At 58.1% G+C, this 19,496-nt stretch carries 18 protein-coding genes; 15 read left to right on the forward strand and 3 right to left on the reverse strand.

Translation table 11 applies throughout. The features are described 5' to 3' along the window. Positions 1-160: 160 nt before the first annotated feature. The gene (locus ACTG36_RS15070; RefSeq protein ID WP_439142803.1) at positions 161-1,585 is read right to left on the reverse strand and encodes a UbiA family prenyltransferase; all 1,425 of its coding nucleotides are present in this window, start codon (positions 1,583-1,585) and stop codon (positions 161-163) included. A gap of 12 nt (positions 1,586-1,597) precedes the next feature. Then, complete coding sequence (locus ACTG36_RS15075; protein ID WP_375280313.1) at positions 1,598-2,449, reverse strand: lytic transglycosylase domain-containing protein; 852 nt, start codon at positions 2,447-2,449, stop codon at positions 1,598-1,600. A gap of 355 nt (positions 2,450-2,804) precedes the next feature. On the opposite strand from ACTG36_RS15075, the gene ACTG36_RS15080 reads away from it, so the two are divergent. The 13 genes from ACTG36_RS15080 (at position 2,805) to ACTG36_RS15140 (ending at position 13,821) form a co-directional block, all read left to right on the forward strand. After that, positions 2,805-2,990: a Flp family type IVb pilin gene (locus ACTG36_RS15080; RefSeq protein ID WP_296420093.1), complete on the forward strand. Its 186-nt coding sequence runs from the start codon at positions 2,805-2,807 to the stop codon at positions 2,988-2,990. 26 nt (positions 2,991-3,016) lie between these two features. Beyond that, positions 3,017-3,202, forward strand: coding sequence for a Flp family type IVb pilin (locus tag ACTG36_RS15085; RefSeq protein ID WP_296420093.1), 186 nt, complete (start codon positions 3,017-3,019; stop codon positions 3,200-3,202). Between the two features lie 173 nt (positions 3,203-3,375). Beyond that, positions 3,376-3,561 carry a hypothetical protein gene (locus ACTG36_RS15090; RefSeq protein ID WP_375280312.1) on the forward strand — a complete coding sequence of 62 codons (186 nt, stop codon included), beginning with the start codon at positions 3,376-3,378 and terminating at the stop codon, positions 3,559-3,561. 148 nt (positions 3,562-3,709) lie between these two features. Continuing rightward, positions 3,710-4,567, forward strand: a complete 858-nt coding sequence (cpaB, locus tag ACTG36_RS15095) for a Flp pilus assembly protein CpaB (protein ID WP_375280311.1) — start codon at positions 3,710-3,712, stop codon at positions 4,565-4,567. A gap of 249 nt (positions 4,568-4,816) precedes the next feature. Then, a complete protein-coding gene (locus tag ACTG36_RS15100) occupies positions 4,817-6,244 on the forward strand; it encodes a type II and III secretion system protein family protein (protein ID WP_439142806.1) in 1,428 nt (475 codons plus the stop codon). A gap of 16 nt (positions 6,245-6,260) precedes the next feature. Beyond that, complete coding sequence (locus ACTG36_RS15105; protein ID WP_375280309.1) at positions 6,261-6,941, forward strand: OmpA family protein; 681 nt, start codon at positions 6,261-6,263, stop codon at positions 6,939-6,941. Between the two features lie 262 nt (positions 6,942-7,203). Further along, positions 7,204-8,445, forward strand: coding sequence for an AAA family ATPase (locus tag ACTG36_RS15110; protein ID WP_375280308.1), 1,242 nt, complete (start codon positions 7,204-7,206; stop codon positions 8,443-8,445). An 11-nt stretch (positions 8,446-8,456) separates the two neighbouring features. Then, entirely contained in the window at positions 8,457-9,896 is a 1,440-nt protein-coding gene (locus ACTG36_RS15115) for a CpaF family protein (RefSeq protein ID WP_375280307.1), read from the forward strand. 12 nt (positions 9,897-9,908) lie between these two features. Beyond that, entirely contained in the window at positions 9,909-10,877 is a 969-nt protein-coding gene (locus tag ACTG36_RS15120; protein ID WP_375280306.1) for a type II secretion system F family protein, read from the forward strand. A gap of 5 nt (positions 10,878-10,882) precedes the next feature. Then, positions 10,883-11,860 carry a type II secretion system F family protein gene (locus tag ACTG36_RS15125; protein ID WP_375280305.1) on the forward strand — a complete coding sequence of 326 codons (978 nt, stop codon included), beginning with the start codon at positions 10,883-10,885 and terminating at the stop codon, positions 11,858-11,860. Between the two features lie 7 nt (positions 11,861-11,867). Beyond that, positions 11,868-12,425, forward strand: coding sequence for a tetratricopeptide repeat protein (locus tag ACTG36_RS15130; RefSeq protein WP_375280304.1), 558 nt, complete (start codon positions 11,868-11,870; stop codon positions 12,423-12,425). 28 nt (positions 12,426-12,453) lie between these two features. Then, positions 12,454-13,311, forward strand: a complete 858-nt coding sequence (locus tag ACTG36_RS15135; RefSeq protein ID WP_375280303.1) for a tetratricopeptide repeat protein — start codon at positions 12,454-12,456, stop codon at positions 13,309-13,311. 3 nt (positions 13,312-13,314) lie between these two features. Then, on the forward strand, positions 13,315-13,821 hold the full coding sequence (locus ACTG36_RS15140; RefSeq protein ID WP_375280302.1) for a prepilin peptidase: 507 nt from the start codon (positions 13,315-13,317) through the stop codon (positions 13,819-13,821). Between the two features lie 10 nt (positions 13,822-13,831). On the opposite strand, the gene ACTG36_RS15145 is transcribed toward ACTG36_RS15140, so the two are convergent. Continuing rightward, positions 13,832-15,460, reverse strand: a complete 1,629-nt coding sequence (locus ACTG36_RS15145; RefSeq protein ID WP_375280301.1) for a hypothetical protein — start codon at positions 15,458-15,460, stop codon at positions 13,832-13,834. Positions 15,461-15,603: 143 nt separating this feature from the next. On the opposite strand from ACTG36_RS15145, the gene ACTG36_RS15150 reads away from it, so the two are divergent. Continuing rightward, the gene (locus tag ACTG36_RS15150) at positions 15,604-16,914 is read left to right on the forward strand and encodes an ATPase (RefSeq protein ID WP_375280300.1); all 1,311 of its coding nucleotides are present in this window, start codon (positions 15,604-15,606) and stop codon (positions 16,912-16,914) included. 147 nt (positions 16,915-17,061) lie between these two features. Continuing rightward, the gene (locus ACTG36_RS15155; RefSeq protein ID WP_375280299.1) at positions 17,062-19,464 is read left to right on the forward strand and encodes a ligase-associated DNA damage response DEXH box helicase; all 2,403 of its coding nucleotides are present in this window, start codon (positions 17,062-17,064) and stop codon (positions 19,462-19,464) included. The last annotated feature ends 32 nt before the right edge of the window (positions 19,465-19,496 follow it).

The raw sequence follows: 19,496 nt of genomic DNA on the forward strand, positions 1-19,496 counted from the left end.
CCCCGGGATATTTATGAGACAAAGACAACAAACCCGACGCGCAAAAACACACGCGTCGGGTTGAAAACGATGTACTCTCATCTCCGTCTACGGCCATCGGCGTCCCCGCCTGTACCGCAGGCGCTGTCTATCCAGCCAAGGTTAAAACAGTGCTAATACGTCAGCCCAAAAGCCGCCCGTACCACTCCGACCACAGCCCCGCTGCATAGAACATCAAGGACAGAGTGATCAGCAGATATCCCAGCCCCCGCATATCGCTGAGGGCGAAGACAATCGGGTCGTAATCCATCCGCCCCATATAGCCCAGCCGCACCATACGGTAGAGCCACGCCGCAATCGGTAACAGGGCCACCCACAGCAGCCATTGATCCGGATAAAGCCCCAAGGCCTGATCCGAGTAGGAATACAGAAAGAAGATCACCAAAGCGCCGACCATGCCGATTGCAGACATGTTCAATAGATCGCCCATATCACCGCGCGCGTAGCCGCGGCCCGGCAGGGGATTGTCATCTTTGGCCAACGCCAGTTCCGTCATCCGTTTGACGCAGCCAAGCGTGATAAAGATCGGGAAGATAAAGATCAGCATAAAGACAGAGGCATCGACGCCGCTGGCCGCAGCCCCCGCCACCACACGCAGGGTGTACAGAGACGCCAGCACCGCGATATCGATCCACCGCAGCCGTTTGAGGCGCATGGAATAGGCCAGCGACAGCGCCATATAGAAGGCTACGACCAAGAACATCTGCACCGAAAGCGCGGCCCCGACCCCAAGGGCGATGAGCCCGAGGATCAGACACGTCAACACGCCAATGGGGATCGGCACCGTTCCGGCCGCAAAGGGACGTTTACACTTTTTGACGTGCAGCCGGTCTGCCTCGATATCGAGCAGGTCGTTGACGATGTAGATGCAGGATGCCGCCGCCGAGAAGCTGACGATGCCCAGACCCACGGCCAGAAACGTTTCCAGAAAGAAGGCGTGGGCTGCGATCATGGGCAAAAACAGCAGCACGTTTTTGACCCATTGATGGGGCCGCATGGATTTCAGCACAGCACGGGGCGACCAGCCGCCATCCAGTTGAGTGACCGATGCCAGGCCCTTGGCCCCGCCCCCTGCATGACCCACCACGACCGCATGATCGGCGTGATCCCAGATCTTGCGGTCGCTCTTGTCATTACCTGCGTAGTCGAACCCGGCCTCACCATAGGCGGCCACGAGCGCATCAGCCTTGGCCTGCCCCTTTAGGTTCACACCGTCCTGCGACGCAAAAACGCGGTCGATACCGTAGTGTTCAGCCAAGGGCGCCACGTATGAAATGTCAGAGGCGCTGGCGATGGCGACCTCGCGTCCCTGTTCACGGGCCGTCAGGGCGAGGGCGGCGACGTCTTCGTGCACGGGCAAAAGATCGACCCGAAGCGGGGCGATGCGCGCGATTTCCGCTTTGAAGGCCGCGCGGTCGGAGATCAGCGGCAAGGCTTTGAACACGGCGGCGGGATCGGTCCCCAGCCCTTTCCAAATGCCTTCAAGCAACATGTCGGTCCGCAGCAACGTGCCATCCGCATCCAGAACCAGCGGTTTTCCGGTCATTGTCAGTCTTCCTTACTCAGATGCGACAGCGAAGACGCAGCCATCTGTCACCAGTTCCGGCGGGGTCATGCACAGGCCGCGCGCGACCTCCCATGCGGCCAGAACTTTGGGGACATAGGCGCGGGTTTCGGCGTAGGGCGGGATGCCATTGTTGTTACGCACGGCCCCCTCGCCCGCGTTGTACCCCGCAAGCGCATAGATCACCTTGTTGTCGAATTCATCCAGCAGCCAATCCAGATAGGCCGTGCCACCGGTGATATTGTCGCGCACGTCAAAGGCGTTTTCGACACCAAAGCGGGCGGCGGTCGGGGGCATCAGTTGCATCAACCCCTGCGCCCCAGCGGAGCTGACGGCGTCCGACCGCCCGGCACTTTCCACAGAGATCACGGCCAGAACCAGCGCAGGGGACACGTCCGTGCCAATCGTCGCTGTCAGAATGTCGATGCCATAGCGGCTTGCCAATTCTGTCATACCCTGAAGACGTGGCGCGGGGACGCCTTGGCCTTCGGGTGCGACTTTGAGGGCCGCGACGGCGGCTTCAAGGTTGAACGCATCCGCATCGTCCAAGGAGGGTGAAACGGCCTGCCAATACCATTCGACCCCACTGGGGGCCGGGGCAAGGCCCGCAATGGCGGGCTGGCCGGGCGCCGAAGGGGCAATGGCAGCGGAACCGGCGGCTGCAGGGGCTTGGGGGCCAGACGGCGCCTGTGGTGACACCTGTACCGTGATGCGGTTTGTGGCGCCGGCCTGCGGCACGCCTACACGTCGAAACGTGAAATCACCTTGCAGCCGGTGGCTTTCCGCCATGGCCGCAGCAGCACCGGTGACGATGCACAAGGCTGTCAGTAATATAGTGCGCCGCATTTTCGCGGTCTCCGCCTGCTTCTTGTTTTCGCAACGATAGCGCGAAGCGGGCTGCGTTATCTACACATTCATAAACAATGTCGCCGAGCAGCCCCTCACTAGACACGTTTTTGCAACGATCAAATCGGTGCATTAAGAATTAGAAAGTTAATTTCTAATATAAATCAGGTGCTTAAACGATAATTCGTTAAAAAGTTAAGCGGATGCAAAATTGCACGAATGGCGTCCAATTCCTGCCCTATTCCGAGGTCAAATAGTGTTCATCCAAGACGGACAGCGCACCAACAAGAGGCCGGTGCACACAGCGGTTCGGCTAGATACTGAAACTGAGAGAACACCCTGAGGAGGGAAACACATGCTTAACTTTATCAAAAACTTCCGCAACGACGAAGACGGCGCCGTAACAGTTGACTGGGTCGTTCTGACTGCAGCCATCGTGGGCCTCGGCATCGCCGTTCTGTCTTCCGTGTCCGGCGGTACGACTGCTCTGGGCGACAAGATCAGCTCCCAGCTGTCCGCACAGACTATCGCAACTTACTAATCACAATACGAATTCGGAGAACTCAAATGCTCAACTTTATCAAAAACTTCCGCAACGACGAAGACGGCGCCGTAACAGTTGACTGGGTCGTTCTGACTGCAGCTATCGTGGGCCTCGGCATCGCCGTTCTGTCTTCCGTGTCCGGCGGTACGACTGCTCTGGGCGACAAGATCAGCTCCCAGCTGTCCGCACAGACCATCGCAACTTACTAAGCCTTCCGGCGAAGTTCGCGAAACGAAGGCCGCACTTTCGGGTGCGGCCTTTGTCATTTCTGAAGCCTGATCAAACTCCCCCAAATGAACTGAATTGCACCAATTTTGGGACACAATCCTGGGTCATGCAGGGATACCAATAGTAATTTCCCGTCCAATTACGGAGCCTTACCATGCTGAAATTTTTGAAGTCCTTTCACAAAGACGATGAGGGCGCCGTAACTGTCGACTGGGTCGTCTTGTGTGCCGTCATCATCGGCCTGTCGATCGCCCTGATCGCGATCATCAGCGCGGGTGCGACCAACAAGTCCAGCAGCGTCGGCGCATTCTTGAGCGCGCAATCCATCGCCACGTATTAAGATACAGCCCCACTTTTGGGCCATGCCAAATGCCCAAATTCCACAGCAAATTCATGAATGCGGCACAAAGTGGCCGCATTCTTAGTCTAGGGTAGCGCAATAGTATTCGTGCCAGTCCAATCTGGCCAGTTATCCGGAAGGAAACACAATGAGAGCAGTATTCGGACTTGTCTTGATCGTCGGCATGGGCCTCGCGGGCTTCGCCATTTATATGGTGCAGGGCTACTTTCAGGAACAAAACGCCGCTCTCGCTGCCCAGCGCGCCGTCATGGCCGAAGCGGTCCCGACCGTGGATGTTGTAGCGGTCAACCGGATCATAGAACACGGCGAGCAGATTACGGAAGAAGACATCGTCGTTATCAAATACGCCGAACCCTTCTTGCCCGAAGGTGTCTTCCGCACCCCAGAGGAGCTTTTCTCTGAAGGGCCCGAAAAGCTGCGCGTTGTGTTGCGGCAGATGGAACCGAATGAACCTATTCTGGCAGCCAAAGTCACAGCCCCCGGCGAAGTGGCCGGTATTACCGCGCTTATTGAACGCGGCATGCGTGCCTTTGCGATCAAGGTTGATGTGTCGTCGGGTGTGTCGGGTTTCCTGACACCTGGTGACCGCGTCGATGTCTACTGGACGGGCCGTGCAGCAGGTCTGACCGAAGGCGGCAACGGCGAATTTACCAAGTTGATCCAAGCAAACATCCAGCTTGTCGCCGTGGACCAGACGTCTGAAAGCGGGCGCACCGGTGCGACCATTGCGCGGACGGTGACGGTTCAAGTCTCTCCTGATGAGGTCGCGGCCCTTGCGCAGGCTCAGGCGACTGGCAAATTGTCCCTGTCCTTGGTTGGACGCGAAGACGATACTATCGCCGGCGCCATCGAAGTCGATCAGGCGAGCCTTCTGGGGATTGTCCCACAGGCCCCCGCCCCGCAGATCGAACGCGAACAGGTCTGCACGATCCGCACACGTCGCGGTGCCGAAGTGGTCGAAATCCCGATCCCCTGCACCAATTAGTCCTGATTTTCGCATCTCTGCAAAACAGCAGATTTGCACAAATCCAATCTCAAGCGGTCGGGCGTTGTGGACACTCCATGGCGCCTGACGCCGTCTGAACCCCGCATTATTTCGGTTGTGTTGCTGGTTATCCACATAAACAGCGTCAGCCAATGCATTGATTCTTGCAAAAAATGTCGATTTCGCGCAGGGTGATCGGAATGACGGATAAAAAGTCCGCACCAGGCGTGGCATCAGAGGCAGGTCACAATGGCAAAAAATAGATTTCTCAAGGCAGCCCTCACCGGGTTGACCCTTTGCATCGCGAGCGTTCCCGCGCATCTTTCTGCGGAGACGCTTCAAGTGATGCGCGGCGCACCATCCAGTGCGCTGAATGTACCGATGAACCGGGCGGTGGTCGTTGAAAGTGACGTCCCCTTCACCGAATTGTCGATCGCGAACCCCACGATTGCGGATATCTCATCCCTGTCCGACAGAACCATTTACGTTCTGGGCAAGGAGCCGGGCCGCACGACGCTGACCCTTCTGGGCGGCGACGGACGTCTGATCACAAACGTGGAAGTCCACGTGACCCCGGACATCGCAGAATTTAAGGAACGGCTGGAACAAATCCTGCCCGGTGAGCACATCGAAGTGCGCACCGCCAATGACGGCATCGTTCTGTCCGGCACCGTGTCTTCCATCGCGCGCCTTGACCGGGCCCTTGAACTGGCCAACCGCTATGCGCCCGAACGGGTGTCAAACCTGATGACGGTCGGCGGCACACAACAGGTGATGTTGCGCGTCCGGTTTGCTGAGATGCAGCGGTCGGTGTCCAAATCCCTCAGCTCTTCGTTGTCTTTGGGCGGCGATACACTGGGCGGCGATCTTGGTCTGGCCTTGGGAACGGGCACAACCGTCAGTGATGGCGCGCGAACAGGTGCCTTGGGCGGTGCCCTTCCGTCGGGCAACGACAACGCAGGCGCGTTCCTTTTTGGGTTCAACGCAGGCGGGGTTGAGGTTGGTATCCTCTTGGAAGCCTTGGAAAATCGCGGTGTTGTCCGCACCTTGGCCGAACCGAACCTGACAGCATTGTCCGGACAAGAGGCCAGTTTCCTCGCCGGTGGCGAATATCCTGTACCGGTGGCGCAGGAAGAAGGCTCAATCTCGGTTGAATATAAGCCCTTCGGCATCGAATTGGACTTTATCCCCCGCGTGGTCGACGGCGACATCATTAACCTTGAGTTGAATGCGTCCGTCTCCTCGCTTGATCCGGCCAATGGCTTTACCCAGAACGGTTTTTCCATCGACGCCTTCAAAACCCGCGCGACATCGACAACTGTTGAGATGCGCGATGGCGAAAGTTTCGCGATTGCGGGCCTTCTGTCCGATGATTTCGTTGATCTGAGCGGTCAGGTCCCTTGGGCGGGCGACATTCCGGTCCTTGGCGCGCTGTTCCGGTCCGCCGAATACAGCCGACAGCAAACCGAATTGGTTATCATCGTCACGCCACACCTTGTGACGCCGACCCGCGGTGAGGCTTTGGCCCTGCCAACGGACCGTGTGCGTCCCCCGTCTGAGCGCGATCTGTTCTTGTTCGGACGCGTCGCCGCAGGCGAGGCCCCCCAACAAGGCGGCGCCGGAGAGGTTGCACGACAAGACTTCAGCGGCTCTTATGGCTACGTGTTGGACGATTGAGATGGGACCTCGCGCAATGAAAACAACAGCAGCTTTGACAGCAGCGGTGCTTGCCTTGACGGGCTGTTCCACCGGCGGCGCACAATGGAGCAATTTCAACACCCGCGAAGCCGGGTCTGAGATTGACACAGGGTTCTTTGGCAACGCCACAGCACAGAACACCTCTGTGCAATCAGGCGCCAGCAGCTTTGCAATCAACCTGAACCGGCGGTTCAGCACCGAAGTCAACACGATGGTGACTTTTCCGTTTAATTCCACAGCGTTGGATGAAACGGCGCGGGCCACATTGCGACAGCAAGCCACGTGGATCCGGCAATTCCCCGAAGTCCGGTTCAAGGTCTACGGCCATACGGATCTGGTGGGATCGACGTCTTATAACCGTCGTCTGGGCCTGCGCCGCGCGGAGGCCGTGGTGCTTTATCTGACGTCTCAAGGCATCAGCCGCGACCGTCTTGACGCGGTCGTGACATTTGGTGAGACCCAGCCCCTCATCGTCACAGAAGGCCGCGAGCGTCGCAATCGCCGCACCGTGACCGAAGTGTCCGGCTTTGTCGAAAGCCACCCAACGGTGCTGAACGGCCAATACGCCGAAGTGATCTTCCGCGAATATGTGACCAGCGCGACCGCGACCACCCAGCTGGGTGGCGGCGGTGGCGCAGGCGGCGGTGCGGTCGCACCCGCAGGCGGCGGCGGTTAACGCCCCTTTTTATATTGGATGGATCAAGGGCCCTTCGGGGCCCTTTTTCGTGTCCGATCACAACAATTGAGCGGAAACAACGCCCGTTAAAGCTGTGTGATCGTCTCCAATAACCGCACAAATGGGCAAATGTGGCCCCAATCTTGCCCCCTTTGAGCGTCAGAGAGGACGGTAACGAAGCCCTAGTTGCGTCTTGCGACGATGGGACGAGCAGATTCTCTGGCGCGGACAAGCGTCATGTATTGGGTAAAGGACCAAGGCAATGAGCGCAGCAATGTTGCAACCGGAACCACAGCCGATCACCGCATGTACGGTGAGCCGCGATGTGCAGAACTTCGATCTATTGATTGAAGATATGGAAACTTGCCTTGGTGAAAGCTGGGGGGATTTGGGGTTTGACGACGCCCTGCCCTACCTTGATCAGCCCGAAGCAAGCGAACTTGAATTTCTGGCCATTGCCCTCGACGAAGAGGATGAGGCCGATCTGTCGATCATCTCCGAGATTATTCGCGCCGCAAAAGCGCGTAACATCAAGGTTTTGTTGATCGCGGAAGATGTATCGCCTGCCTCTTTGCATGGGCTGCTGCGCGAAGGCGGCGATGAATTTGTGCCCTACCCCCTCCCCGAGGGTGAACTGGCGCAAGCCATTGACCGCGTCCTGACCCCGCCACCTGCGGCACCGATTGCCCCTGAAATGGAAACCAAGCTGAAGGCGACCGGCGATCGCAATGGCGTTCTGATCCCGATCCAGGGCATGTCCGGCGGCACGGGTGCCACAACACTGGCGGTGAACCTTGCGTGGGAATTGGCCAATATCGAAGAAGACGCCGCCCCGCGCGTGTGCCTTCTTGATCTTGATTTCCAGTTTGGCAGCGTGTCCACCTATCTGGACCTGCCCCGCCGCGAAGCCGTGTTTGAAATGTTGCAGGACACTGAAAGCATGGACAGCGAAAGCTTCATGCATTCCCTGCTGACCTATGAAAACAAGCTACAGGTGCTGACAGCGCCGACAGATTTGATCCCTATGGATTTGGTCAGCCCCGAAGACATCGACCGTCTGATCGAAATGGCGCGGACAAATTTTGACTACGTCATCATCGATATGCCCAAAACCATGGTTGAATGGTCCGAAACGGTGCTGAACGCCGCCCACGTCTATTTCGCGACGTTGGAATTGGACATGCGGTCCGCCCAGAACACGCTGCGGATCAAGCGGGCGCTGCAATCGGAACAACTGCCGTTTGAAAAGCTGCGGTTTGTGCTGAACCGTGCGCCCAAGTTCACCGACCTTAACGGCAAAAGCCGCATCAAACGTCTGGCCGAAAGCCTTGGCATCTCAATCGAGGTCCAGCTGCCCGACGGCGGCAAGCCGGTGTCACAAAACGCCGATCATGGCGTGCCGATGGCAGAAGCCATTCCAAAGAACCCGATGCGTAAGGAAATCGCAAAACTGGCCAAGTCCGTGCACGAGGTCAACGTATCTGACGCGGCAGCAACCGCATAAAGGTGGGATCCATGTTTTCTAAGTACAAAAAGACGAGCGCCCCCGCGCCCAAAACCCCGGCGAACGATGCAGCCCCCAAGGCGGCGGCCGCCGCCGTGCCTGAGGCCCCGCGCAAGTCGATGATGAAACCTGCCTCGGTCAGCGCTGTCGTGGCCCCGCAGGACAAGGAAAAGAAGCGCAAAGAACGTCTGGGTGAGATCAAGCTGGAATTGCATAAGTCCTTGCTGGACAACCTGAACCTTGCCGCCTTGGAAAACGCGACGGAACAGGACCTCAAGGCCGAAATCAGCGCCATCGCGCAGGAATCGCTGGATGAGATGGGCGTGGTCCTCAACCGTGAGGAACGCCAGACCCTCAATCAGGAACTGTATTTTGAGGTCAAGGGTCTGGGTCCGCTGGAAACCCTGCTGCAAGATGAAAACGTCAACGATATCCTCGTGAACGGTCCGCACCAGATTTTCGTGGAACGCGCCGGTAAACTGACATTGACGGATGTTACCTTCAAAGACGAACGCCACCTGTTGCGGATCATCGACAAGATCGTGTCCGCCGTGGGCCGCCGCGTCGATGAATCCAACCCGTATGTTGACGCCCGTTTGGCCGATGGATCGCGTTTCAACGCCATGGTGCCGCCTGTGGCCGTGGACGGATCTCTGGTGTCCATTCGAAAGTTCAAAAAGGACAAACTGGGCATCGACGATCTGGTGAAATTCGGCGCCTTTACCGAAGAAATGGCCGCCTATCTTCAGGCCGCTGTGTCCACCCGTCTGAATGTCATCGTGTCTGGCGGTACGGGTTCCGGTAAAACGACCACCCTGAACGCCCTGTCGTCCTTCATCGACAACGACGAACGTATCCTGACGATCGAGGACACGGCCGAACTTCAGCTGCAACAGACCCACGTGGGCCGGATGGAAAGCCGCCCCCCCAACGTCGAAGGCAAAGGCGAAGTCAGCCCCCGCGACTGTCTCAAAAACGCGCTGCGTATGCGCCCTGACCGCATCATCGTGGGTGAAACCCGTGGCGAGGAAGTCATCGACATGTTGCAGGCCATGAACACCGGTCACGACGGGTCCATGACAACGATCCACGCCAACTCTGCCCGTGATGGCGTGTCGCGTCTGGAAAACATGATCGCCATGGCCGGTATCGAAATGCCGCTTAAGGCCGTCCGGTCCCAGATTTCATCGGCTGTGAACCTGATCGTGCAGGCCTCGCGTTTGCAGGATGGCTCCCGCCGGATGACGTCGATCACCGAAATCACCGGCATGGAAGGCGATGTGATCTCCATGCAGGAGGTCTTCCGCTACCAGCGTGTCGGCCTCACGCCCGACAACAAAATCATTGGCCACTTCACCGCCACCGGTGTGCGCAGCCACTTCTCCGAACGGTTCAAGCTGTGGGGCTACGATTTGCCGCCCGCCATCTTCGAACCCGTTGCAGCCCAGTAAGGGACCCCAGCTATGACGCTTTCAGCGGAACCGATCATTTATGGCCTGATCTTTGTGGCCTGTATCGTGCTGGTCAACGGCATCTATCTTGTCGCCTTTGGCAAAAGCATCAATTTCAACAACAAGGTGAACCGTCGCCTTGAGATGTTGGAAAAGGGCGGCAACCGCGAACAGGTTCTGGAACAACTCCGCAAGGAGATGACCCAGCACATGAAATCGCAGAGCATCCCCCTTTATTCGCTTCTGGCGCAACGTGCGCAAAAGGCGAACATTGCGTTTTCGCCCGGTCAGTTGATGATGATCATGGTTTTGCTGAGCGGCGTGGCCTTTATGGGCCTGACCGTCGGGACAGCCACATCCTTTCCGATCCGGGCCGCCGTGTCTGTGGCTATAGGCGTGGGCGGCGTGTTCTTCTGGGTCAATTCCAAGGCCAAGAAACGCACCGCGATGATCGAGGAACAGCTGCCCGATGCCGTTGAACTAATGGTGCGTTCCCTGCGCGTGGGCCACCCGTTTTCGTCCGCTGTGGCGATTGTGGCCAAAGAAGTCCCCGACCCGCTGGGGTCAGAAATGGGTGTGATTTCGGATGAAGCCGCCTATGGCCGCGATATGGGCGAGACGTTGAAGCAGATGGCCGAACGGATGGACATGCAGGACATGCGCTTCTTGGCCGTGGCTGTGACCATTCAACAGACCGCAGGTGGTAACCTTGCCGAAATTTTGCACGGCCTGAGCCAAGTGATCCGCGCACGCTTCAAACTGTTCCGCCGAGTGAAAGCCATCACCGCCGAAGCGAAGTGGTCCGGCATGTTCCTGTCCGTCTTCCCCTTGGGCGCGCTGGTGATGATCAACCTGATCCAACCGAACTATTACGACGAAGTGAAAGAAACCTCCGTCTTCATCCCTGCCTGTCTGGTTGTGGCCGGTTTCCTTGTGGCGAACGTGATCGTTATGCGTCGTCTCGTAAACATTAAGGTATAACCCCAATGGCTTTTCTCGATACCATCAACGCCAAGCTGATAGAGCTTTTGGGTCCCTTTGGTCCGCTGATTGCCGTGGGCATGTTGGGCATCCTGCTGATCTTGCTGGTTTTGCCAGCCTTGATGCAGCAAAAGGAAGACCCGCTGGACAAGCTCAAGGCGGCCAGCAAGACAAACATGGGCAACACGCCCGAACGTCTGCGCGCCAGCAAGGGCACAGACAAGCTTGATAAATACTCAAGCTTTCTGGAACCGCAGGACGTGGAAGAATACACCGCGATCCGGCTGAAACTGATCCAGGCGGGCTACCGCACGAAATCCGCCGTCAAAACCTATCACTTCATCCAGTTCGTTCTGGGCATCGTGCTTTTGCTGTTGGGTGTGGCCTATGCGGTCTATTCCTCGCAAACGGGCGATCCATCGACGAAGGCGACTGTGATGTCGATCCTCGGGCCTGGCCTCGCGGGGTATTACCTGCCGCGTTATTGGGTCAACAAACGTCAGGGCGAACGTCAGGAAGAGATGATCAACGGCTTCCCAGACAGCCTCGATATGATGCTGGTCTGCGTTGAGGCCGGTCAGTCCCTTGACCAGTCCATCATCCGCGTGGCCCATGAATTGAAACCCGCCTTCCCTGCGCTGGCCGAAGAATACGAAATGGTCAGCAACGAAATGAAGGCCGGTAAGGACAAAACGCAGGTGCTGCGTGATATGTCCGAACGCTGCGGCGTGTCCGACATTGCGTCCTTCGTGACCGTTCTGATCCAGTCGCAGCAATTCGGTACATCGATTGCCGAAGCCCTGCGCGTGTTCTCGGCTGAGATGCGGGACAAACGGGTGATGCGCGCCGAAGAAAAGGCCAACACCCTGCCGACAAAAATGACACTCGCCACGATGATGTTGACGGTTCCCCCGCTTCTAATCATCTTGATCGGGCCGTCGGTGTATAACATCTACCAGACACTTCAGGCCGCAAACTTCTAAAGGCAACATGAACAGAATCGTGGGGATTTTGATGGGTTTAGGCGCCCTCACCGGTTGCGGTGAGGGCGCTTTCGCGCCCAATGGGGACCGGGTTTTTGCACCCACCGTGGCGGGTGCGTCCGACATTGACGGGCTGCTGGTCGGCCATAGGTTGATGGCTGCAGGCGAATACGACTTGGCGTTGCGCGCTTATCTGCGGGCCGCCGGTCAACAGGGCCTCAACGTGGACACGCTGTCTGCCCTTGGGTCTGCGAACCTCAAGCTGGGGCGGCTTGGTCAGGCCGAAGACTTGCTGCGCCGCGCCGTCGAAGAAGACCCCACCTTTGCCGCCGCATGGAACAATTTGGGCGTCATTTTGATGGAACAGGGCAAAACACCCGAGGCCGCACAGGTTTTCCGTCGCGCCTTTGCAACGGATAACGGGAATTCCGACGAAATCCGGGACAACCTGCGCTTGGCACTCGCAAAATTGGAAGATCCGGATAATACTGTCACCCAAGAGAACGAACCGTTCCAATTGGTGCGGCGGGGCACGGGTGATTTCGTGCTTTTGTCGACACTGTAAGAGGCAGAGCAGTAAAGGACGCACAATCATGCGCCACCCTATTCTTCTTTCCGCAGCCCTTTTGGGCGCGATGACACTCACCGCATGTGATCGCTCAGGCGATGCGCAGGTCCAACGGGCCTTGCAAGACGTGAACGTGGTGGATGAAACCAACCTCAACGACGTGATGCTGACCGTGGCGGACCCCAATGAGGCCGTGAATTACTTTTCCCGCGCCTCCGCCAATGATCAAGGTCGCATTGACCTGATGCGGGGTTTGGCCAAATCGCTGGTCCGCGCGCGCCGCGCGTCCGAGGCCGTGACCGCATGGCAGGCCGTGGTTGACCACGAAGAAAGCACCGTGACCGATCAGGTTGATCTGGCCGATGCCCTCATTCGCAGCAATGACTGGGATGGGGCCGAGGCTGCACTGGACGCCATCCCCCCTACCCACGAAAGCTTCAAACGTTACCGGTTGGAGGCCATGGTCGCTGACAGCAACGAAGAATGGTCCAATGCCGACAGCTTTTATGAAACCGCCGTGGGCCTGACGACATCGCCTGCTGGTGTGTTGAACAACTGGGGCTTTTCCAAGCTGACCCGCGGGGATTACGCGGCCGCCGAACGTCTGTTCACAGATGCCCTGCGCAATGACCGCGATTTGTTCACCGCCAAGAACAACCTTGTGTTGGCGCGCGGCGCACAGCGCAACTACGAACTGCCCGTCGTCCCGATGAGCCAGATCGAACGCGCGCAGTTGTTGCACACCCTCGCCCTGACCGCGATCAAGCAGAATGACCTGACCATTGGTCGTGGCTTGCTGCGCGAAGCGATTGATACGCATCCTCAGCATTTCGAGGCCGCCGTCCGCTCCTTGCGGGCCCTCGAAGATAACGTGACGAACTAACCCATGTTCGTCTTGCCCGAGGTCGCCGTCACCGCCCAGCAATCTGTGGCTTTCCTGATCTTCGTGGCGCCCTTGTGCATCTATGTCGCGTGGAACGATCTGCGCGCCATGAAAATCCCGACATGGTCCACGGACGCGCTTGCGATCATCTTTGTGGTGGTGGGCATCTTCGTGATGCCTTTTTCCGATTATTTGTGGCGTTACGCGCACTTCGCGGTCGTTCTTGTCTTGGCGATCATCGCCAATATGATTGGCATGATGGGCGCGGGCGATAGCAAATTTCTTGCATCCGCCGCCCCTTTTGTGGCGCTGAGCGACGTCACACTTGTCTTTTATCTACTTGGCGCGGGCATGTTGGCCGGATTGGTCGTGCATCGCATCGCAAAACGCATCCCGGCCATTCGCAACATGGTGCCCGACTGGAAAAGTTGGGACGAAAAACGCCGCTTTCCCATGGGCTTTCCCATGGGGGCTGTGTTGATCGTCTATCTGGCGCGGCCGCTGTTCTAAGACCGATCCGTTACAGATCGGTCTTTTCAAACAAGATGTACATGTCAGTCCTGCGGACCTCGGTCAGTTGCAGTTTGCCTGCATCTACGAGCCCGTTGAGGATCTCGAATATTTCCACCTGAACGCTTTGTGACACCGGACAAAGCGGCACCAAGACCAGCTCTGCATCTTTTAGGCCGGGCGCGCCACCATAGTACCAAGGCGCGCCTTTCTCCATCGGTTCGAGGTCCCCGAACAGCCAGTGGCTGGCGAAGATATCGGCGGCGAACATGGACCGGCCTTGGGACAGGTTTGCTGCGTCAATGTCGCGCGCGATGACGTCCATGACCCGTGGCAGGCCCAGTTCAATCGTGCAGCGTGGGATTTCCTCACCCATCAAAATGGCGGCTTCATCGCGGTCTTCGTAGAACGGCAGACTTTCGATCTGTCCGTCCAACGCGATCCGCGCATCGACGCGATTTACCCGCAAATCCGCTGATTGCAGGTCCGTGTGGACGCCCCCGCGTGGCAAGATCGGGGCGTAGTCGGCCACATCAATCGCCGCGTGCCTAAACGGGCTATAGGCCAAATTAAAGAACGACGGCGCAGTCAGCGCAAAGGTCACGCCCGCCATGGTCAGGATCGCAGATTTCGCATTGATGCCGAACCGCGTCACGGCCTCCTCGGCTTGGTCATGCAAGGCCAGCAAAAGGACCGTTACCAGCAACAGCCACTGTGGATCGTTGCCGAAGTTCTGATAGGTCACGTAGAAGAAGCCCGGCACCAGCAACAACAGCACCAGCCCGCCGGTTTCCACCTTGGCTTGCCGCAGGAAAATGATGCTGATGAACACGGCCAAGGACCCGCCCAGATAGGCCGGTGCGCCCATGACGGCTGTCAAAGGCTCCCCCGGGGCGGACCGCACATCGGATCCCGCGACCGTCAGCAAATCACCCGCATAGGCCAGCCAATAGCCAATACCTTGGCTGATCGTGATCACCACCACGACGGCCAAGCCGGTGATAGCGGCCACAGCAAGCGCGCGGATCTGTTTGGTCAACACAAGGGCCACAAGGATCGGCACCGCGAAAGACACAAAATAGGTCATCTTGATCATCGCCATGACGCAGATCATCAGCCCCAGAATGATGCCATCCACCGTGCCACGCCCCGATTTGGGCGGCAGCAGTGCCATCACAATGGCCACAAAGGCCGCAGCCCAAGCCAGCCGGTTGTAATGCATCGAGATTGAGACGGATCGCTGCGCCTCCCCATGGACCAACGACATGAGCAAGACCATGATTATAAGACCAAAAAGCGCGCCTACCCACGGTGTCAGCCGGGTTCTGGCGACCCAGACCAGCATTGGTAAAAACACCAAAGCCGCGATGACCTGTGACCAGATCACAGCCATTCCGACACCCATGCCCGCCGTCACCAACACCGCAATCGGCCAAAAGGCCAAGGCGCCGATGGGCGTCATGAAATCAAGGTGTGGGGTCTGACCTTCGGCCATGCGGAACACGATCTGCATCAGGTGCATCGTGTCACCTTCGTGTTTGCCGATGTACAAACCGCCCTTCCAGATGGACACGCCGCCCAGCAAAAGGATCAAAATTGCGAAAAATGCGGCCAAAACCGCGGGTCTTTTGTGTGTCATGCCTGCCTCTGGAACGGTTTTGTCCCTTTTTTGGACACAATAGTCAGGCACACCTGCTTTGCAAAACCTTTCCCGACCTATGTGCCGATTGGCCCGTGGGTGGGCGATTGGGACACAGAGCAACAGCAGATCGGGCAGACACCATGAACATGCAAACCGCCGACGTGATGGCACCCCCAGCGCCGAAGACCCTCGAATCCATGTCGTTGTCGCCCGTGATGATGCGCGACATCATGATCAAGACCATGTTCCGCACCAATCTGGAAAGTGCGCGTGATCTGGCCAAAGCCGTCTGCCTGCCCGTCAACATCACCCAGCAGCTGATCGATGCAGCCCGCGACCAACGCCTGTGTGAGGCCACCGGCACGATGAGCGCGGGCAGCAGCAACGAGATGGGGTATCAACTGACCGACATGGGCAAACAGCGCGCCCTGGATGCGCTCGCTCAATCGGAATATTTCGGCCCTATGCCCGTCCCGCTTGAGGTCTACCGCGAACAGGTCAAACGCCAGTCGATCCGCAACATTCACGTCACCCGCGATCAATTGCTCAACGCGATGGGGCACCTGATCTTGCCGCCGACCTTGCTGGATCAACTTGGCCCCGCCGTGGGTGCGGGTCGGTCGATCCTGATGTACGGCCCGCCCGGAAACGGTAAATCCTCAATCTCGAACGGTATCCGCGACGCGCTGGGGGATAAGATCTATATCCCGCGCGCGATTGAATATTCCGGTCAGGTGATCACGGTCTATGACCCGATTGTCCATTCGGCAGCGGAAGAAGACGTGGATGACCCCAATTCATTGCGCCGCACATCGGGGCGCTATGACACGCGCTATGTGAAGTGCGAACGGCCCACGGTGATCACAGGCGGCGAATTGACGCTTGAGATGTTGGATCTGGTCTACAACCCCGTGGCGCGGACCTATCAGGCGCCGTTGCAGCTGAAATCCTCCGGCGGGATTTTCATCATCGACGACCTTGGTCGTCAGGCCGAACCGCCGCAGGCGATTGTGAACCGCTGGATTGTTCCACTGGAAGAAAACCGCGATATTCTGGCGCTGCAATCGGGTGAAAAGTTTGAGGTGCCGTTTGACACCTTGGTCATTTTCTCAACCAACTTCCACCCGAACGAGATTTTCGACAAAGCGGCCCTGCGTCGTATCTTCTTCAAGATCAAGATTGATGGTCCGGATCAGGAAGACTTCCTCAAGATTTTTGCCATGATGGCGCGTAAGCGAAAGATGCCTTTGGATGAAAGCGCTTTGATCCATCTGCTGCAAAAGAAGTATCCGACGATCGACAACGTCTACGCGAACTATCAGCCGATTTTCTTGATCGACCAGATGATTTCGATTTGTGAGTTTGAAGGCATCCCCTATCAGATGTCACCGGACCTGATTGATCGGGCATGGGCAAACATGTTCGTCAAAGAAGAAGAAATTATTCACTGATCTGACGTGACAGACATCAGGATCGAATTGGCTTCGCCAATCCGATCCCGTGGGGCTCTGCCCCGTCCTGCGGACTCCCCGAGGTATTTTTGAACCAAAGAAAGGGGGGCGGGTTGACGCTGGCTTTGGGGCCTCCACCTTAAGAAGATGACAGCCCTTCCCACCCGATTTGCCGACTGGTTTGCCTCAAAGGGGTGGTCCATTCACCCCCACCAACAGGCGATGTTGGACCGAGCAGATGAGCCTGCCTTGTTGTTGATCGCGCCTACGGGCGGGGGCAAAACGTTGTCGGGGTTTTTGCCGTCCTTGGTGGAGCTGGCGGACGGGCGTCATGAGGGGCTGCACACGCTTTATGTGTCGCCTTTGAAGGCGCTGGCTGCGGACATCAAACGCAATTTGGGCACGCCGGTCAGTGAGATGGGGCTGCCCATTCGGGTTGAAGACCGCACCGGCGACACCTCTTACACCCAAAAGCGCAGGCAGCGGGCCGATCCGCCGCATATATTGCTGACCACGCCTGAGAGCCTTGCCCTGCTCACGTCCTACGAAGACGCGCCGCGCATTTTCAAAGGGGTACAGCGGATCATCGTGGATGAAATCCACGCGCTTGCGGAAAGCAAACGGGGCGATCAGTTGATGCTGGCGCTGTCGCGCATTCAATCCATGGCGCCGGATTTGCGCCGCGTCGGGTTGTCGGCCACGGTCGAAGACCCTGAGGCCATCGCGCAGTCTTTGGCGCGGCATCCCGACCCCTGCCCCATTTTGCGCGCCGATCCGGGGCCGGAGCCTGATATCTCGATGCTTATCACCGAAGAAAAGCCGCCATGGTCGGGCGGCGGTGCGGCCTATTCCATTCCGGCTGTGTTGGATTTGGTAAAACAACATCAAACGACGCTCATCTTTCACAACACCCGCGCGCAGGCGGAGATTTATTTCCATAACCTGTGGCTGGCCAATGACGACGGGTTGCCCATTGGCATCCATCACGGATCATTGGACCGGTCCCAGCGCGAAAAGGTTGAGGCCGCGATGGTCGCGGGGGATTTGCGGGCCATCGTTTGTACCGGCAGTCTGGATCTCGGGATTGATTGGGGTGACGTGGATCTGGTGATCCAGATCGGGGCGCCCAAGAACGTCAAACGTCTGATCCAGCGGATTGGCCGCGCCAATCACCGATATAACGCGCCGTCTAAGGCCGTTCTGGTGCCCGCCAACCGGTTTGAGGTCGTGGAATGCGTGGCCGCATTGCAGGCCGCGCGGGAGAATGATCTGGACGGGGACCCTAAGGGGCCCGGCCCGCGCGACGTGCTGTGCCAACACATTTTGCTGATGGCCTGTTCAGGGCCTTTTGACGCGACGGAGCTTTACCACGAAATCAAGACCGTCGGGGCCTATAGCGACCTGAGCCGCGCGGCATTCGATGATTGCCTCGATTTTTGCGCAACGGGGGGCTACGCCCTGCGGGCCTATGATCAGTGGAAACGCCTGAAAGAGGTGAACGGGCTATGGCAGCTGCGCGATCCGCGGTCTGCGGCGCGCATTCGCATGAACATGGGCACGATCTTTGACTATGAGACGTTGAAGGTGAAGTGGAAGCGCGGATCGAAGATGTTGGGTGAGATTGAGGAGGGGTTTGCCGCAACCCTGACCCCCGGTGACACCTTCCTGATTGGCGGGCAAATTGTGCGCTACGAAGGCCTGAACCAACTGACGGTTGAGGTCAGCCGCAACAAGGGGCGTGAACCGAAGGTGGCCACGTTCAACGGCACCAAATTCGCGACCTCCACCCAGCTGAGCCAGCGTATCTTGCGGATGTTCCAACAAGACAGCTGGCCCGAATTGCCCGATCACACCGCCGAATGGCTGCACATGCAGCGCGACTTTTCCAAACTGCCGGAACCCGGCCGCATTCTGGTGGAGACCTTCCCTCAAGACGGGCGCGAAAACATGGCCGTCTATGGGTTTGCCGGAATCAATGCCCACCGCACGCTGGGCCTGATCCTGACCCAACGGATGGAGGCCGCAGGGCTGAACCCCTTGGGCTTTGTTGTGACCGATTATGCCCTGCTGATCTGGGGGCTGGATGAGGTCACAGACCCTGCCCCGCTGTTTGATCCGCAAAACATGTACGACGGGTTGGAGACATGGTTGCAGGGCAATGCGGTGATGAAACGGACATTCCGTGTGGCCGCCACCATCGCAGGGCTGATTGAACGCAACACACGGCAGGGGCGCAAATCGGGACGGCAGGCGACCTTTTCCAGCGATATCCTCTATGACACCTTGGCCAAATATGACCCTGAGCACCTGATGCTGCGCATCACCCGCGAAGAGGCCATGCGCGGACTGGTCGATTTCGGGCGGGTGGAAGACATGCTTAAACGGACGGCGGGACAGGTCGATCACATGCGCCTGCGCCGCGTGACACCACTGGCCGCGCCGCTGTTTCTGGAACCCGGCCGCATCCCCGTCTGGGGCGAAGGCCGCGAACGTCTGATGCAGGACCGCGCAGCGGAGTTGATGGATGAGGCGGGCCTGTCCGACCTCTAGACATCGACGGCCAATCAGGCCAAAGAACAGAT

This window comes from Pseudooctadecabacter sp., assembly GCF_965657175.1.
In the GTDB taxonomy this organism is placed as follows: Bacteria; Pseudomonadota; Alphaproteobacteria; order Rhodobacterales; family Rhodobacteraceae; genus Octadecabacter.

What these genes read in the sequence shown, in the direction of transcription:
- ACTG36_RS15070 (WP_439142803.1), bottom strand. Translation starts at nt 1,585, where the DNA reads ATGACCGGAAAACCGCTGGTTCTGGATGCGGATGGCACGTTGCTGCGG.
- ACTG36_RS15075 (WP_375280313.1), bottom strand. Translation starts at nt 2,449, where the DNA reads ATGCGGCGCACTATATTACTGACAGCCTTGTGCATCGTCACCGGTGCT.
- ACTG36_RS15080 (WP_296420093.1), top strand. Translation starts at nt 2,805, where the DNA reads ATGCTTAACTTTATCAAAAACTTCCGCAACGACGAAGACGGCGCCGTA.
- ACTG36_RS15085 (WP_296420093.1), top strand. Translation starts at nt 3,017, where the DNA reads ATGCTCAACTTTATCAAAAACTTCCGCAACGACGAAGACGGCGCCGTA.
- ACTG36_RS15090 (WP_375280312.1), top strand. Translation starts at nt 3,376, where the DNA reads ATGCTGAAATTTTTGAAGTCCTTTCACAAAGACGATGAGGGCGCCGTA.
- cpaB (WP_375280311.1), top strand. Translation starts at nt 3,710, where the DNA reads ATGAGAGCAGTATTCGGACTTGTCTTGATCGTCGGCATGGGCCTCGCG.
- ACTG36_RS15100 (WP_439142806.1), top strand. Translation starts at nt 4,817, where the DNA reads ATGGCAAAAAATAGATTTCTCAAGGCAGCCCTCACCGGGTTGACCCTT.
- ACTG36_RS15105 (WP_375280309.1), top strand. Translation starts at nt 6,261, where the DNA reads ATGAAAACAACAGCAGCTTTGACAGCAGCGGTGCTTGCCTTGACGGGC.
- ACTG36_RS15110 (WP_375280308.1), top strand. Translation starts at nt 7,204, where the DNA reads ATGAGCGCAGCAATGTTGCAACCGGAACCACAGCCGATCACCGCATGT.
- ACTG36_RS15115 (WP_375280307.1), top strand. Translation starts at nt 8,457, where the DNA reads ATGTTTTCTAAGTACAAAAAGACGAGCGCCCCCGCGCCCAAAACCCCG.
- ACTG36_RS15120 (WP_375280306.1), top strand. Translation starts at nt 9,909, where the DNA reads ATGACGCTTTCAGCGGAACCGATCATTTATGGCCTGATCTTTGTGGCC.
- ACTG36_RS15125 (WP_375280305.1), top strand. Translation starts at nt 10,883, where the DNA reads ATGGCTTTTCTCGATACCATCAACGCCAAGCTGATAGAGCTTTTGGGT.
- ACTG36_RS15130 (WP_375280304.1), top strand. Translation starts at nt 11,868, where the DNA reads ATGAACAGAATCGTGGGGATTTTGATGGGTTTAGGCGCCCTCACCGGT.
- ACTG36_RS15135 (WP_375280303.1), top strand. Translation starts at nt 12,454, where the DNA reads ATGCGCCACCCTATTCTTCTTTCCGCAGCCCTTTTGGGCGCGATGACA.
- ACTG36_RS15140 (WP_375280302.1), top strand. Translation starts at nt 13,315, where the DNA reads ATGTTCGTCTTGCCCGAGGTCGCCGTCACCGCCCAGCAATCTGTGGCT.
- ACTG36_RS15145 (WP_375280301.1), bottom strand. Translation starts at nt 15,460, where the DNA reads ATGACACACAAAAGACCCGCGGTTTTGGCCGCATTTTTCGCAATTTTG.
- ACTG36_RS15150 (WP_375280300.1), top strand. Translation starts at nt 15,604, where the DNA reads ATGAACATGCAAACCGCCGACGTGATGGCACCCCCAGCGCCGAAGACC.
- ACTG36_RS15155 (WP_375280299.1), top strand. Translation starts at nt 17,062, where the DNA reads ATGACAGCCCTTCCCACCCGATTTGCCGACTGGTTTGCCTCAAAGGGG.